The 13,091-nt window shown below is 66.6% G+C and carries 14 protein-coding genes; 5 read left to right on the plus strand and 9 right to left on the minus strand.

Translation table 11 applies throughout. The annotated features are described in order from the left end of the window. The first annotated feature begins 2 nt into the window (after nt 1-2). From AC0J42_RS14425 to AC0J42_RS14440, 4 genes are all read left to right on the plus strand, one after another. Complete coding sequence (locus AC0J42_RS14425) at nt 3-920, plus strand: ABC transporter substrate-binding protein (RefSeq protein WP_473006675.1); 918 nt, start codon at nt 3-5, stop codon at nt 918-920. Nucleotides 921-933: 13 nt separating this feature from the next. Then, a complete protein-coding gene (locus AC0J42_RS14430; RefSeq protein ID WP_473006676.1) occupies nt 934-2,511 on the plus strand; it encodes a flavin monoamine oxidase family protein in 1,578 nt (525 codons plus the stop codon). A 33-nt stretch (nt 2,512-2,544) separates the two neighbouring features. After that, nucleotides 2,545-2,979, plus strand: a complete 435-nt coding sequence (locus AC0J42_RS14435) for a RidA family protein (RefSeq protein ID WP_473006678.1) — start codon at nt 2,545-2,547, stop codon at nt 2,977-2,979. A gap of 152 nt (nt 2,980-3,131) precedes the next feature. Beyond that, nucleotides 3,132-4,259, plus strand: coding sequence for a GGDEF domain-containing protein (locus tag AC0J42_RS14440; protein ID WP_473006679.1), 1,128 nt, complete (start codon nt 3,132-3,134; stop codon nt 4,257-4,259). A gap of 125 nt (nt 4,260-4,384) precedes the next feature. Here the strand turns inward: AC0J42_RS14440 and AC0J42_RS14445 are convergent, their stop codons facing one another. Together AC0J42_RS14445 and AC0J42_RS14450 are read right to left on the minus strand one after the other, a co-directional pair. Next, nucleotides 4,385-5,155, minus strand: coding sequence for a MetQ/NlpA family ABC transporter substrate-binding protein (locus AC0J42_RS14445; protein ID WP_473006680.1), 771 nt, complete (start codon nt 5,153-5,155; stop codon nt 4,385-4,387). 49 nt (nt 5,156-5,204) lie between these two features. After that, on the minus strand, nt 5,205-5,870 hold the full coding sequence (locus AC0J42_RS14450; protein WP_473006681.1) for a methionine ABC transporter permease: 666 nt from the start codon (nt 5,868-5,870) through the stop codon (nt 5,205-5,207). Between the two features lie 499 nt (nt 5,871-6,369). Between AC0J42_RS14450 and AC0J42_RS14455 the strand changes: the two genes are divergently transcribed. Next, nucleotides 6,370-6,846: a BRO-N domain-containing protein gene (locus tag AC0J42_RS14455; protein ID WP_473006682.1), complete on the plus strand. Its 477-nt coding sequence runs from the start codon at nt 6,370-6,372 to the stop codon at nt 6,844-6,846. 81 nt (nt 6,847-6,927) lie between these two features. Here AC0J42_RS14455 and AC0J42_RS14460 read toward each other — a convergent pair whose 3' ends face one another. The 7 genes from AC0J42_RS14460 to AC0J42_RS14490 form a co-directional block, all read right to left on the minus strand. Further along, complete coding sequence (locus AC0J42_RS14460; RefSeq protein WP_416424236.1) at nt 6,928-7,689, minus strand: amino acid ABC transporter ATP-binding protein; 762 nt, start codon at nt 7,687-7,689, stop codon at nt 6,928-6,930. Continuing rightward, nucleotides 7,682-8,332 carry an ectoine/hydroxyectoine ABC transporter permease subunit EhuD gene (gene ehuD, locus AC0J42_RS14465; protein WP_473006683.1) on the minus strand — a complete coding sequence of 217 codons (651 nt, stop codon included), beginning with the start codon at nt 8,330-8,332 and terminating at the stop codon, nt 7,682-7,684. The genes AC0J42_RS14460 and ehuD overlap by 8 nt, the downstream gene beginning before the upstream one ends. A 2-nt stretch (nt 8,333-8,334) precedes the next feature. After that, nucleotides 8,335-9,006, minus strand: a complete 672-nt coding sequence (ehuC, locus tag AC0J42_RS14470; RefSeq protein WP_473006684.1) for an ectoine/hydroxyectoine ABC transporter permease subunit EhuC — start codon at nt 9,004-9,006, stop codon at nt 8,335-8,337. After that, nucleotides 8,994-9,848, minus strand: a complete 855-nt coding sequence (ehuB, locus tag AC0J42_RS14475) for an ectoine/hydroxyectoine ABC transporter substrate-binding protein EhuB (protein ID WP_473006685.1) — start codon at nt 9,846-9,848, stop codon at nt 8,994-8,996. Before ehuB ends, ehuC begins: the two co-directional genes overlap by 13 nt. Before the next feature lie 129 nt (nt 9,849-9,977). Further along, on the minus strand, nt 9,978-11,015 hold the full coding sequence (locus AC0J42_RS14480; protein ID WP_473006686.1) for an ABC transporter substrate-binding protein: 1,038 nt from the start codon (nt 11,013-11,015) through the stop codon (nt 9,978-9,980). A 99-nt stretch (nt 11,016-11,114) separates the two neighbouring features. Continuing rightward, nucleotides 11,115-11,882, minus strand: coding sequence for an ABC transporter permease (locus AC0J42_RS14485; protein ID WP_473006687.1), 768 nt, complete (start codon nt 11,880-11,882; stop codon nt 11,115-11,117). Then, the gene (locus AC0J42_RS14490) at nt 11,879-12,853 is read right to left on the minus strand and encodes an aliphatic sulfonate ABC transporter substrate-binding protein (protein ID WP_473006688.1); all 975 of its coding nucleotides are present in this window, start codon (nt 12,851-12,853) and stop codon (nt 11,879-11,881) included. The genes AC0J42_RS14485 and AC0J42_RS14490 overlap by 4 nt, the downstream gene beginning before the upstream one ends. Between the last annotated feature and the right edge of the window lie 238 nt (nt 12,854-13,091).

A 13,091-nucleotide genomic window follows, 5' to 3' on the forward strand; every position in this document is an offset into this window, starting at 1 on the left:
CCATGAAACATGCCTTCGTATTGTTGGCCCTTGCCGCCGCCTTGCCGGCGCTGGCTGCAGAAACCCCGGCGCCGTTCGACCTCAGCCCGCAGCAGGCGCACATCGATGCGCCACGCAACCCGGCCGCCATCGCGCAGATCCCGGCGGGCTACAAGTTCGTCGAGCCGGGCACCTTCACCGTGGCCATCGCCGGCGCCTCGGGCCCACCCCTGGCGCTGCTGGCCAGCGACGACAAGACCACCATCGGCAGCGAGGCCGACACCGCGCGGCTGATCGCCGACAGCCTGGGCCTGCAGTTGAAAGTGGTGCAGACCAGCTGGGAGGACTGGCCGCTGGGCGTCAGCTCGGGCAAATACGACGCGGTGCTGAGCAACGTCACCGTGACCGAGTCGCGCAAGAAGCGCTTTGACTTCGCCACTTACCGCCAGGACGTGCTGGGTTTCTACGTGAAAGCCAGCAACGCCATCACCTCCATCAAGGAAGCCAAGGACATCGCCGGCCTGAAAGTCATCGTCGGTTCGGGCACCAACCAGGAGAAGGTGCTGCTGGCCTGGAACGAGGCCAATGAAAAGGCCGGGTTGGCGCCGGCCACCCTGGTGTACTTCGACGACCAGGCCGCCGCCACCCTGGCCGTGCAATCGGGCCGGGTGGACGCGTTCTTCGCGCCCAACTCGCTGCTGGCCTACATCGCCGCCACCCGCGGCGGCATCAAGCAGGTGGGCCTGGTGAACGGCGGCTGGCCGCTGAAGGCCGATATCGCCGTGACCACGCGCAAGGGCAATGGCCTGGTCACGCCGATCCAGACCGCGCTGGAAGGCGCCATCGCCGGCGGCCAGTACGCCAGCGTGCTGCAGCGCTGGGGCCTGGCCGACGAGCGTATCGACCATTCGCTGATCAACCCACCGGGCCTGCCGGACTGAGAGGAGCGCGACCATGACCCTGACACGACGAGAAGCGCTGGCCAGCATCAACGCAGTGGGCGGCGAAGCAGCCGCCAAGGCCGCCCTGGCAGCGCTGGGGCTGGGCCCTTCGACCCACCTGCAACACCAGCCGCTGGACTACAACGGCCAGGCCGGCAAGGGCGCCAAGGTGCTGATACTGGGTGCCGGCATCGCCGGCCTGGTGGCGGCGTTCGAGCTCAAGCGCGCCGGCTTCCAGGTGCGCATCCTGGAAGCGCGCCAGCGCGTAGGCGGGCGCAGCTGGACCCTGCGCCACGGCGACGAAGTCGAGTACCTGGACGGCCGCCGGCAGACCGCGCAGTTCGCCCCGGGCCTGTACTTCAACGCCGGCCCCGCGCGGCTGCCCAGCCAGCACAAGACCATCCTCGACTACTGCAGCCAGCTGGGCGTGCCCCTGGAAGTGCTGGTCAACACCAGCCACAGCGCGCAGCTGCGGCCGGACCTGGAACAACCGGCGTTCAGCGTGCGCCAGGCCTTGAACGACACCCGCGGCCACCTGGCCGGCCTGCTGGCCACCGCCATCAACCGCGACGCGCTGGACGATCAGCTGTCGGCCGAGGAGCGCAGCCGCCTGCTGACCTTCCTGCAAGGCTACGGCGACCTGTCCCAGGAACTGGTGTACGAAGGCAGCCTGCGTGCCGGCCACGGCATTGCCGCGCCGGCGCCCGGCGCGCTGCCGGGCTTCGGCGCGCCGGTGGCGCTGGAGCGGCTGCTGCACCCGGAGCTGTGGGGCGCACTGCTGCACACCGAGTACCCGGAGTTCTCCGCCACCATGCTGCAACCGGTGGGCGGCATGGACCGCATCGCCGCGGCGTTCGAACAGCGGCTGCAGGATGAGCTGCAGTTCGGCGCGGTGGTGCGCCAGTTGCGGCAAAGCGGGGAAGGGGTGAGCGTCACTTACGATGACGCCGCCAGCGGCGAGAGCCGCCTGGAACGCGGCGACTACCTGATCTCGACGCTGCCGCTGCCGCTGCTGGCGCGCCTGGACACCGACTTCAGCGAACCCTTCAAGGCCGCCCTGCACAGCACCCGCAACGACCAGGCCACCAAGGTGGCGTGGCAGGCGCCGCGTTTCTGGGAGCAGAAAGACCGCATCTACGGTGGCCTGTCGTGGCTGGAGCACCCGGCGCGCCTGCTGTGGTACCCCAGCAACGACCTCAACAGCCCGCAAGGCCTGCTGGTGGCCGGCTACGTGACCGGCGAGGGCGCCGCGCAGTTCGGCCACAAGGCCCTGGCCGAGCAATACGCGTCGTCCGCCGAAGCCGTGGAGCTGTTGCACCCTGGCCAGTCCCGGCACCTGCGCCATCCGCTGGCGGTGTCCTGGGAGCAGGTGGCCTACAGCGAAGGGCCGTGGCTGCAACGCGAGCATTTCCCGGCAGCCGCCCACGCCTTGCTGGAAGTGCCCCAGGGCCGCGTGTACCTGGCCAGCGACGGCCTGGGGCAGAGCGGCATCGGCATCTGGCAGGAGTCGGCGGCCAACGCCGCGCGGCGGGTGGTCGGGCAACTGGCCGAACAGGTGATTCGCCAACGCCAGACGGCGTTGGCTTCGTAAGCGTTTTTTCAACTTCACACAGAGAGCACAGACATGACCCAAACCATCGTTCGCACCGGCTCGGCCACGGCCCCCATCGCCCAGACCGTCAGCGTGCCGGCCAATGCCCAGCTGGTGTTCCTCAGCGGCGCCTTGCCCGATGTAGCCGACCCGCAGGCCCCCCAGGGCACTTCGGCGGCCTATGGCGACACCCGCACCCAGACCGAATCGGTGCTGCGCAAGCTCAAGGCGGTGCTGGAAGAGCAGGGCCTGGGCCTGGGCGATATCGTCCAGTTGCGAGTGTTCCTGGTGGGGGTGCCCGAGCTGGACGGGCGCCTTGATTTTGCTGGGCTGCAGGCCGGCTACACGCCGTTCTTCGGCACCGCCGAGCAGCCCCACAAGCCGGCGCGCACGGCTATCCAGGTAGCCGGCCTGCCGTTGCCGGGCGCGTTGGTGGAAATCGACGGCATCGCCGTGCGCCAGGGGTGATTGCGTCGCCTGCGGACGCAGCCTTTGGCCGCTGCTACACAGCCCCTCGTAGCAGCTGCCGCAGGCTGCGTCCAAGGCCACCACGGATTAGGTTGTGACCCAGCCAACCCAATGCGACAATCGGTTTTTCGTCGCAGGATCAGGCGGATCGAATGGATCACCGGGGGCGTCAACAGGACGTACACATCGCTGCACAGGTACGCACGGACCAGCTGCAACAGCTGTTCCGCCAATCGGTGTCGGCAGTGTTTGGCAGTTACCTGGCCGCGCTCATGCTCAGCTGGCTGTGCTGGGACCGCTTCGACCACGCCACTGTGGTCACCTGGTTGGGCCTGCTCAGCGCCTCGACGCTGCTGCGCACCCTGCTGTTCCTGCGTTACTACCGCAGCCCCGAGGCCGAACGCACGCCCCAGCGTTGGGAGCGGCCGTACTGGCTGACCCTGGCGCTGTCCGCGACCATCTGGGGCGCGGGGGCGTTGGCGGTGATGCCGGCGGGTGACCTGCTGGCCCAGGCCCTGGTGATGCTGTTCGCCGTGGGCATGTCGGTGAGCGCGGTGTCGTGCTACTCGGCGTACCGCCACATGACCGTCATGTCGATCCTGCTGGTGCTGCTGCCGCCCACGTGCTGGCTGTTGTTCCAGGCGTCCGAAGTGCAGGTGGGCATGGCCCTGGCGACGCTGGTGTTCGCCTCGTTCGTGGTGCGCGCCACCCACAAGCTGTCCGACGCGCTGGTGAAGGCCTACACCCTGACCCACGAGATGGAGAGCGCCCACCGCATTTCCACCTACGCCGCGCAGACCGACGAACTCACCGGCCTGAAAAACCGCCGCGCCTTCTTCGAACACGCCCAGCAGCTGTTCGCCTACTGCCGGCGCAACCAGCTGCCGCTGTGCGCGGTGATGCTGGACATGGACCACTTCAAGTACATCAACGACACCTACGGCCACCAGGCGGGCGATGAGGTGCTGCGGCAGATTGGCCAGGTGATCACCCGTTCGTTCCGCGCCGCCGATATCCACGGCCGCCTGGGGGGCGAGGAGTTCGCCGTGCTGCTGCCCGACACCACCCTGGCGCAGGCCCGGGACATCGCCCGGCAGGTGCTGCAGACCATCGCCGGCCTGCAGGCCGACCCGGTGCTGAGCATCACCGCCAGCCTTGGCGTGGCCGAGGTGGACGGCGCGGTGCTGGACTTGCACAAGCTGATCAACAGCGCCGACAAGGCGCTTTACCGGGCCAAGGCCCAGGGGCGCAACCAGGTGGTGGTGGCCGAGACCGCGTGACGGCCACGCCCTGTAGCCGCTGCCGCCAGGCTGCGCTGGCCCTTGCGTACACCGCAGATCTCCAGCGGGGCACAGGGCCAGCGCAGCCTTCGGCAGCGGCTACAGGGCGTTGCGCGACGGCTTTACTAAAACGCGGGGGTGATCTCGCCTTTGTAGCGCGTCAGGATGAACTGCCGCACCTCTGGCGAATTCAGCGCCTTGGCCAGCTTCTGGATGCGCGGGTCGTTGATGTCGTCGGGGCGCGCCACCAGGAACTCGGCGTACAGGTCCTTGCCTTTTTCCACGATCAGCGCGCTCTTGATGTCGATGCCTGCTTCCAGCGCGTAGTTGGCGAACACGAACGCCAGGTCCACCTGTTTCACCGAACGCGCCAATAGCGCACCTTCCAGCTCGCGAATCTTCAAATGCCTGGGGTTGGCGGTGATGTCGTGCTCGGTGGACTGCGGGTTGCTGGGGTCCTTGAGCTGGATCAGGCCCTGCTCGGCCAGCAGCACCAGGGCGCGGCCGGTGTTCACCGGGTCGTTGGGGATGGCCACCGACGCGCCGTCCGGCAGTTCGGCCAGGGACTTGTACTTGGTGGAGTAGGCGCCGAACGGCTCGATGTGCACGCCTACCACCGGCACCAGGTCGGTGTGGCGGGTCTTGTTGAAATCATCGAGGAACGGCCGGTACTGGTAGTAGTTGGCGTCAAGATTCTTCTGCGCCAGTTGCAGGTTGGGCTGGATGAAGTCGGTGAACACCTTGATGTCCAGGTCCACGCCTTCCTTGGCCAGTTCCGGTTTCACGAATTCGAGGATTTCGGCGTGGGGCACCGGGGTGGCGCCTACCACCAGTTTTTCACCGGCGTGGGCGCTGAAGGCGACGAAGGCTGCCAATACGGCAAGGGTTTTTTTCATGGTGTTGGTCTCGTGGGCAGTGATGGAGCAGGGTGGGGTTGAACGGGGGTCAGCGCCGGCTGAAGTGCGCCACCAGGCGGTCGCCGGTCATTTGCAGGGCTTGCACCAGCACCACCAGCACGGTGACAGTGATCACCATCACGTCGGTCTGGAAGCGTTGGTAGCCAAAACGAATGGCCAGGTCGCCGAGGCCACCGCCACCGATCACCCCGGCCATGGCCGTGTAGTCCACCAGCACGATGGCGGTGACGGTGACTGCGGCGATCAGCCCGGTGCGTGATTCGGGCAGCAGGGTGTGCCAGATGATCTGCCAGGTGGTGGCGCCCATGGCCTGGGTGGCTTCCACCAGGCCCTTGTCCACCTCGCGCAGCGCCGCTTCCACCAGGCGCGCAAAGAACGGCGTGCAGCCCACCACCATGGGCGGAATGGCCCCGGCCACGCCCAGCGACGTGCCGGTGAGCAGGCTGGTGACCGGTATCAGCACAATCAGCAGAATGATGAAGGGCAGCGACCGCAGGATATTTACCACCAGCGATAGCACCCGGTAGGTGCGCGGCATGGCGTGCAATTGCGACCGCCCGGTCAAATACAGCAGCACCCCCAGCGGCAGGCCCAACAGCACGGTGAACGTCAGCGCGGCGCTGAGCATCGACAGCGTATCGACGCAGGCCTGGCCCAGGTCGCTCCAGATCAGGTTGGCGAACCATTGCTTCATGGTTGGCGCTCCCCGGGAGCAGGGGTGGCGGGGAGGGTGGCGTAAGTTGGCATGGCGTTATCCTTGGCTCAAGCAGCGTTGCAGGAGCCAGTGCACAACCTGTGCCAGCGCTTTTATCCTTTAAAATCAGTTGTGTAGAGCCGGTAGTTGCGCGGCTGTCGATCAAAATGTCGAACCGCTGTTGCCCATTCAACACCCCGGCAGGCACCCTGGCCGGGGCTGGACACAACCCTTAACACTCCTTTGATTGCCACTGCCTCGGTGCCCCCTTACCCTGCGCGGCGTCTCCGAAGCCTCGGGGATCAGGTTTAGCGACCTGCAGGCAACTCCGCAGTACCATACCGCTTGTTTCAGGCAACCACGCCTGAGATAAGTGTTATGGCAGCTGCGTGTGGGAGACTTTCGAGTCTGCCGGTGCCTCCGGTTCGCTAACCTGCACGCAGCTGCCACCCTAACTCCAATGACCGTGGCAGCCCTTCACCCGCAAGGAGCTTTCGCCATGGATGCACTCGCCGCCACCACCTTTTTCCGCCACCAACTCCCGCTGCGCGCGCTGATGCTCGAAGGCCAGGCCTGGCTGTGCATTCACGACCTGGGCCGCTTGATGGGCGTGCACTTCGTGGAGCGCCGCATCCGCCGCCTGGACGCCGACCAGCACCGTGAGGTGTGGGTGCAGGTGGAAGGCGAGTGGGGCAAGCGCCTGCTGGTCAGCGAGACCGGGGCGGTGACCTTGATCATGCACAGCCAGATGCCCGAGAACCGCGCGCTGCGCCAGTGGCTGACGCTGGAAGTGGTGCCCATGCTGCGCAGCAGCGCGCCGGGCACGGTGCCGGCGGTGACGTCCATGTGCACGCAAGGGGGGCAGGTGAAGGTGTTGTATTGGCAGGACGAACCGTGGATTCGCCTGCGCGATATGCCCGATGTGCTGCCCACGAAGGGCCAGCAGAAAGCACCCTGGTGGCGGGTGTGGGCCTAAGCCCGTAGCAGCGGCCAAAGGCCGCGTCCTGGCAGCCATGCCCTGGGGCCCCCGGACGCGGCCTTTGGCCGCTGCTACGGGTTAGTGTTGTGCTACCAGGTTGAGGAAGCGGCGGGTGCGCTCGTTCTGGGGGTTGACCAGGATCTGGTCCGCCGAGCCGTCGGCAACGATGCGCCCGTGCTCCATGAACAGCACGCGGTCGGCCACGTCGCGGGCGAATTTCATTTCGTGGGTCACCAGCAGCATGGTCATCTGCTGCTCGTGGGCGATGCGGCGGATCACCCCCAGCACTTCGCCCACCAGTTCCGGGTCCAGGGCCGAGGTTACCTCGTCGAACAGCATCACCTGCGGGCGCATGGCCAGGGCTCGGGCGATGGCCACCCGTTGCTGCTGGCCGCCAGACAGGGTGGCGGGGTAGGCGTGGACCTTGTGGGCCATGCCGACCATGGCCAGGTAGCCGTGGGCGCGCTCCAGCGCCTCCTCGCGGCTCAGCCGCAGCACTTGCAGCGGCGCCTCGATGACGTTGTCCAGCACACTCAGGTGTGGGAACAGGTTGAACTGCTGGAACACCATGCCCACCCGGTGCACCACCGGCTCGGGCCGCCAGCGCCAGCCACGGCGCGGTGCCGGCACAGGCGCGCCGGCCACCTCGATCTGGCCGTGCTGGTAGCTTTCCAGGCCCTTGATCAGCCGCAGCACCGTGGACTTGCCCGAGCCACTGGGGCCAATCAGGGCCACTTTCTGGCCCTGGGGGATGTTCAGGTCCAGGTGGTCGATGACCCGCGTGCTGCCGAAGTCCTTGACCACCTGGGTGAGGCGGATCTGTGCGGGGGAATCAGGCATGGCTGCGCTTCTCCAGGTGGTTGAACAACAGCGAGGTGGGCACGCTGATCAGCAGGAACAGCAGCGCCATCAGCGTGTAGGGTTCGTTGTAGCGGTAGGTCATGCCGGCCACCTGCTTGGCGGCCTGGAACAGCTCGGGAATGGTGATCACCGCCAGCAGCGGGGTCTCCTTGAACATGCCGATCAGGTAATTGCCCAGCACCGGCACCATGGGCTTCCAGGCCTGGGGCAGGATGATCCGCCGCCAGGTCTGGGCAGTGTTCAAGTCCAGGGCGCGGGCCGCTTCCCACTGGCTGCTGGCGATGCCGTCGATGGCGCCGCGGTAGGCTTCGGCGATGTAGGCGCTGTAATACAGGCCCAGGCCGATGACCCCGGTGGCGAACGCCGGCAGGGTGATGCCCGCCTGCGGCAGCACGAAGAACAACGCGTACAGCTGCACCATCAACGGCGTCAGGCGCAAGAAGCTCAGGTACCCCGCGGCAGCGCGGCGCATCACGGCCCAAGGCGCGCGACCGGCCAGCGCCAGCACCAGGCCCAGCACCACGGCCAGCACGAAGCCCAGCAGCACCACCTCGACGGTCACCAGCAGCCCGGCCAGCAGGTCGGGCAGTATCGACCAGGCGAATGCGAAATCGAAATCCATGGCTACTCCTTGGCCCGGCGCCAGGCCGTGCTGTGGGTTTCATAGCGGCGCACCAGCCAGCTCAGCGGCCAGGCCATGACGAAATAACACACCAGCACGATGCTCCAGATCAGCGATTGGTTGCCCAGGGTGGTGATCAGCTGGCTGCCGGAGAAGGTCAGGTCGGTGAGGGTGATCAACGACACCAGCGAAGTGGTCTTCATCAGTTCAACCAGCTGGTTGCCCAGGGGCGGCAGCATGAACGGCAGCGCCTGTGGCAAAAGCACCCGCCGCAGTGCCGCCAGCCGGCCGAAGTCCAGCGCGCGCACGGCGTCGCGCTGGCCCTGGCTGACGTTGGCCAGCGCCGCGCGGATGATCTCCGCGGCGTAGGCGGAAAACGTCAGGCCCAGGCCGATGACCCCGGTGGCCATGGGCGGCAGGCGAACGCCGAACAGCGGCAGGATGAAGAACAGGTAGAACAGCAGCACCAGCGCCGACAAGCCGCGCAGTACCTGCACGTAGGTGACGGCGAAGGCGCGCAGCAGCCGCGAACGCGACAGGCGCATCAGGGCGATGGCGAAACCCAGGGCCAGCACCAGCACTTCGGCCAGCACGGTGATCTCCACCGTGACCAGCGCGCCATGGCCCAGCTGCGTGGCGATGAACAGCGTGCTGTCCGGGGTCACAGGCTGCAACGCTGCGCGGCGGTGACGGCCGGGTCTGGCAGTTCGTTCTCGGTGTAGCCGTATTTGCTCAGGATCTTCAGCAGCTCACCGGAGGCGCGCAGCTTGGCCAGTTGTTCGTTGAAGGCTTGGGCGAACGCCGGGTCGTTACGCGGCAGGCCGTAGGCGTGGTAGTTCCAGCTCGGCTTGCCGTTGGCGTCGGGGATCTGCTGGAACGGCAGCGCGCGTTCGATGCTCGGGCTGTTGGCCTTGGCCAGCAGGCCGATGATCTCGGCGTCGGGGAAATACACCACGTCCACGCGGCCGGCTTCCAGGGCGGCCAGGGCCTCGGTGTCCTTGTCGAACAGCACCACGTTGGCGGTGGCGATGCCGCTGTCCTTGGCTTCCTGCACCTGGTTGGACCCGGTCTGGGTGGCCAGGCGCGCCGTGCCGCTGGCGGCGACGTCCTTGAGGCTGTGCAGTCTCAGCGGGTTGCCGGCCTTGACGATGAAGGCGCCGCCGGAACGGGTGACCGGGTTGGAGAAGCTGATGACCTTGCAGCGGCTGGGGTTGATGAACAGCCCGGCGCCGATCAGGTCGAAACGCCCGGCGGCCAGGCCCGGTACCAGCGAGCCGAAGTCGGTGATGGGCGTGTCGATGTGGGTGATGCCCAGCGGCGTGAGAATGGCCTGCAGCACTTCGATGTTGGCGCCGGTGGCCTTGCCGTCGGTGCCCAGGTAGGCGTAGGGCTGTTCGTTGGCGATGCCGGCGGTAAGGCCGTCGCTGCGGCCCTTGTCCAGCAGGCCGGCGGCGAGGGTGACGGTGCTGCACAGCAACAGCGCGGCAAGCAGGGGCAAACGTTTGTTGATTGTCATTGGGGAAAGCTCCTGTGATAAGCACCCACCGACCTGTGGGAGCTGGCTTGCCAGCGAGCTGTTGGGCCTCAACAGCTCGCTGGCAAGCCAGCTCCCACAAGGAATCGGCGGGATGAGACGGTAGGGGGGTCAGCTGCCCTGCAGGGGCTTGGCGTCTTCGAAGAAGTAGTCCTGCCACGACGCCGGCTTGTGCTTGATGGCGCCCACGCGGTACATGAACTCGGCCAGCGGGTAGGTGTTCTTCGGGTTGATGGTGAACTCGAAGCGCGGGTTGCTGATGATCTTCAGCAGTTCGGCCCGGTCGATCTTGGCGTGGGTGACGCGGATGTAGGTGTCGGCGGCGCCGGCCTTGTCCTTCTGGATGTAGGCGGCGGCCTCGGTAAGCGCTTCAATGAAGGCGTGGTAGGTCTTGGGGTTGTCGTTGCGGAACTTCTCGGTGGCGAACAGCACGGTGGGCGAGTTCGGCCCCAGCAGGTCGTAGGTGTCGAGCACGGTGTGCACGCCGGCCTTGGACAGTTCCTGCTCCTGGAACGGCGGATTGGAGAAGTGCCCGGTGACCTCGGTGCCGCCCGAAGTGATGCTCGTGGCAGCGTCCGGATGCGGCAGGTTGATGGAGTACTGATCCAGGCGGGCGAAATCCTTGTCGCCCCACTGCTTGGCCGCGGCGTATTGCAGGTAGCGCGACTGCACCGAGACGCCCACCGCCGGCACGGCGATGCGGTCCTTGGCGGTGAAGTCGGCGATGGTCTTGACGTTGGGGTTGTTGCTGACCAACAGGTACGGGAAGTTGCCCAAAGAGGCCACGGCCTTGACGTTCTGGCGGCCGTAGGTGCGGTCCCAGATGGTCAGCAGCGGCCCGGTACCGGCGCCGGCGATGTCCACGGCGCCGGCCAGCAGCGCGTCGTTCACCGCCGAGCCGCCGGACAGTTGGGTCCAGTCCACCTTGATGTCCAGCCCCTCCTGCTTGCCGTATTTTTCCACCAACTGCTGGTCGCGGACTACGTTGAGCAGCAGGTAGACCACGCCGAACTGCTCGGCGATGCGCAGTTGGCCCTCGGCCTGGGCGGCGCTGGGCATCACCAGGCTACCCGCCAGCAGCGACAGGCCGAGGCCCAGGGCGGTGGTCAGTTGGCTCAGGCGGGGAAACGCGGTGCTCAGTGATGCCATGGGGGTTCTGCCTTGCTGTCAGCGGGTAGGTGCGCTGAAGATATAGCTATAAGAGAATAAATTTAAATAACTTAAATTCATAAACTAATGCCTGGCCGATCAGCCCTCCGCCGGCTGCCCGGTGAAGGTGTCACGCCAGCCCAGGCAGCGCTTCTCCAGCGCAGCGAGCAGGCCATCGCTGAGCTTGCCCAGCAGCGCCAGGACAATGATCGCCGCCAGTACAATGTCAGGCCGCGAGGTTTCCCGGCCGTCGCTCAGCAGGTAGCCCAGGCCGCGGGTGGCGGCGATCAGCTCGGCCGCCACCAGGAACATCCACGCCAGGCTCAGGCCGCTGCGCAAGCCGGTGAACAGGCCGGGCAGGGCGGCCGGCAGCAGGATGGGCCGCACCAGTTGCCAGCGATTGAAACCGTAGATGCGGCCGACCTCCACCAGTTTGCGGTCGATGTCGCGGATCGCCGCCACGCCGTTGTGGTACACCGGAAAGAACGCGCCGATGGCGATCAGCACGACCTTCGAGGTTTCGTCGATGCCCAGCCACAACAGCAACAGCGGTACCCAGGCCAGGCTGGGAATCGAGCGCAGGCCGGCAAACGTCGGCGCCAGGTAGGCTTCGGCCTCGCGGCTCAGGCCCACCCAGGCCGCGAACACCAGGGCCAGGCTGGCGCCAATCACAAAGCCTGCCAGCACCCGCGCCAGGCTGGCGCCGATGTGCTTCCACAGCGCGCCCTCCGCGAGGTCGCGCAGGGTCAGCAGGACGTCGCTGGGGGCGGGCATCTGGTAGGCCGGCAGCCAGCCTGCGCGCACCACGCCTTCAAGGATCAGGATGATGGCGATGGGCAGGGCCAGGGCTTTGAAGCGGCTGCTCATTGGCCGGCGACTGCTTGGTCTAAACCTGGCGTGATCAGCTGGTCGATCACCTGATTGACGTCGGTGCCGCGGCGCACCAGTTCCTCGGACACCAGGATGGGCGCGGCGGCCTTCGAGGCGGCGACGTCCTGGGTGGTTAGTTGGGGGCTGCTCAGGTCAGTGCGCGACAGCTGCAACTTGGCCACGTCCAGCGGCAAGCCGGCTTCGGTGGCCAGCAGTTGGGCAAACTCCTCGGGGTGGCCGACGGACCACTGGCGCGCCTGCTCATAGGCGCCGATGACGGTTTTGATGGTGTCCGGGTGCTCCTTGGCGTAGCGCTCGGTGACGCTGACCACGCCATAGCTGTTGAAATCGCGGTTGCGGTACAGCAAGCGCGCGCCGGCCTGCACCTGGCTGGCGGCCATGTGCGGGTCCAGGCCTGCCCAGGCGTCGACGTCGCCTTTTTCCAAGGCCACGCGGCCGTCGGGGTGCTGCAGGTGCACCAGCTCCACGTCGTCTTTCTTCAGGCCGGCCTGCTGCAGGGCGCGCAGGGTAAACAGGTAAGGGTCGGTGCCCTTGGTGGCGGCGATCTTCTTGCCTTTCAGGTCCGCCACGCTGTGCAGTGGCGAGTCCTTGCGCACCACCAACGCGGTCCATTCGGCGCGGCTGTACACGTACACCGACTTGATCGGCGCGCCGTTGGCGCGGCTGAGCACCGCCGCCAGGCTGGCCGACGAGGCAAAGTCGACGCCGCCGCTGTTGAGGTACTCCAGCGAGCGGTTGCTGCCCTGGCTGAACACCCAGTCCACCTTGGTCTGCGGCAGGGCTTTTTCGAGGAAGCCGAAGTGCTTGAGCACCAGGCTCACCGGCGAATAGTAGGCGTAGTCCAGGTGCACCTCGGCTGGTGGCGCGTCGGCGGCCTGGGCCTTGGGGTGCACGGCCAGCGTCAGGGCGCAGGCGCCGATCAGGGAGTAGAAGAGGGTGCGTTTCATGAGCGGGCTCCAGGACGGTTGTTATGTCGGAAAAGTCGGTATGGGTACGGCTTTTCTGCTGGAATGGAATATTGCAGGCTTTGTGCCAGTTGCTGGGACGAGGGTTCCAGAGGGCTTGCGTTGATTCTGCTGTTTACTGCGCAACAGACTGTGGAGTCACTGTTGCAGTAGCAACAGTCATCTGTAGCCGCTGCCGCCAGGCTGCGCTGGCCTTATGCCCCGCTGCAGATTTTCGGTG

The sequence above is a fragment of the Pseudomonas sp. Tav-5-1A genome (genome assembly GCF_055755055.1).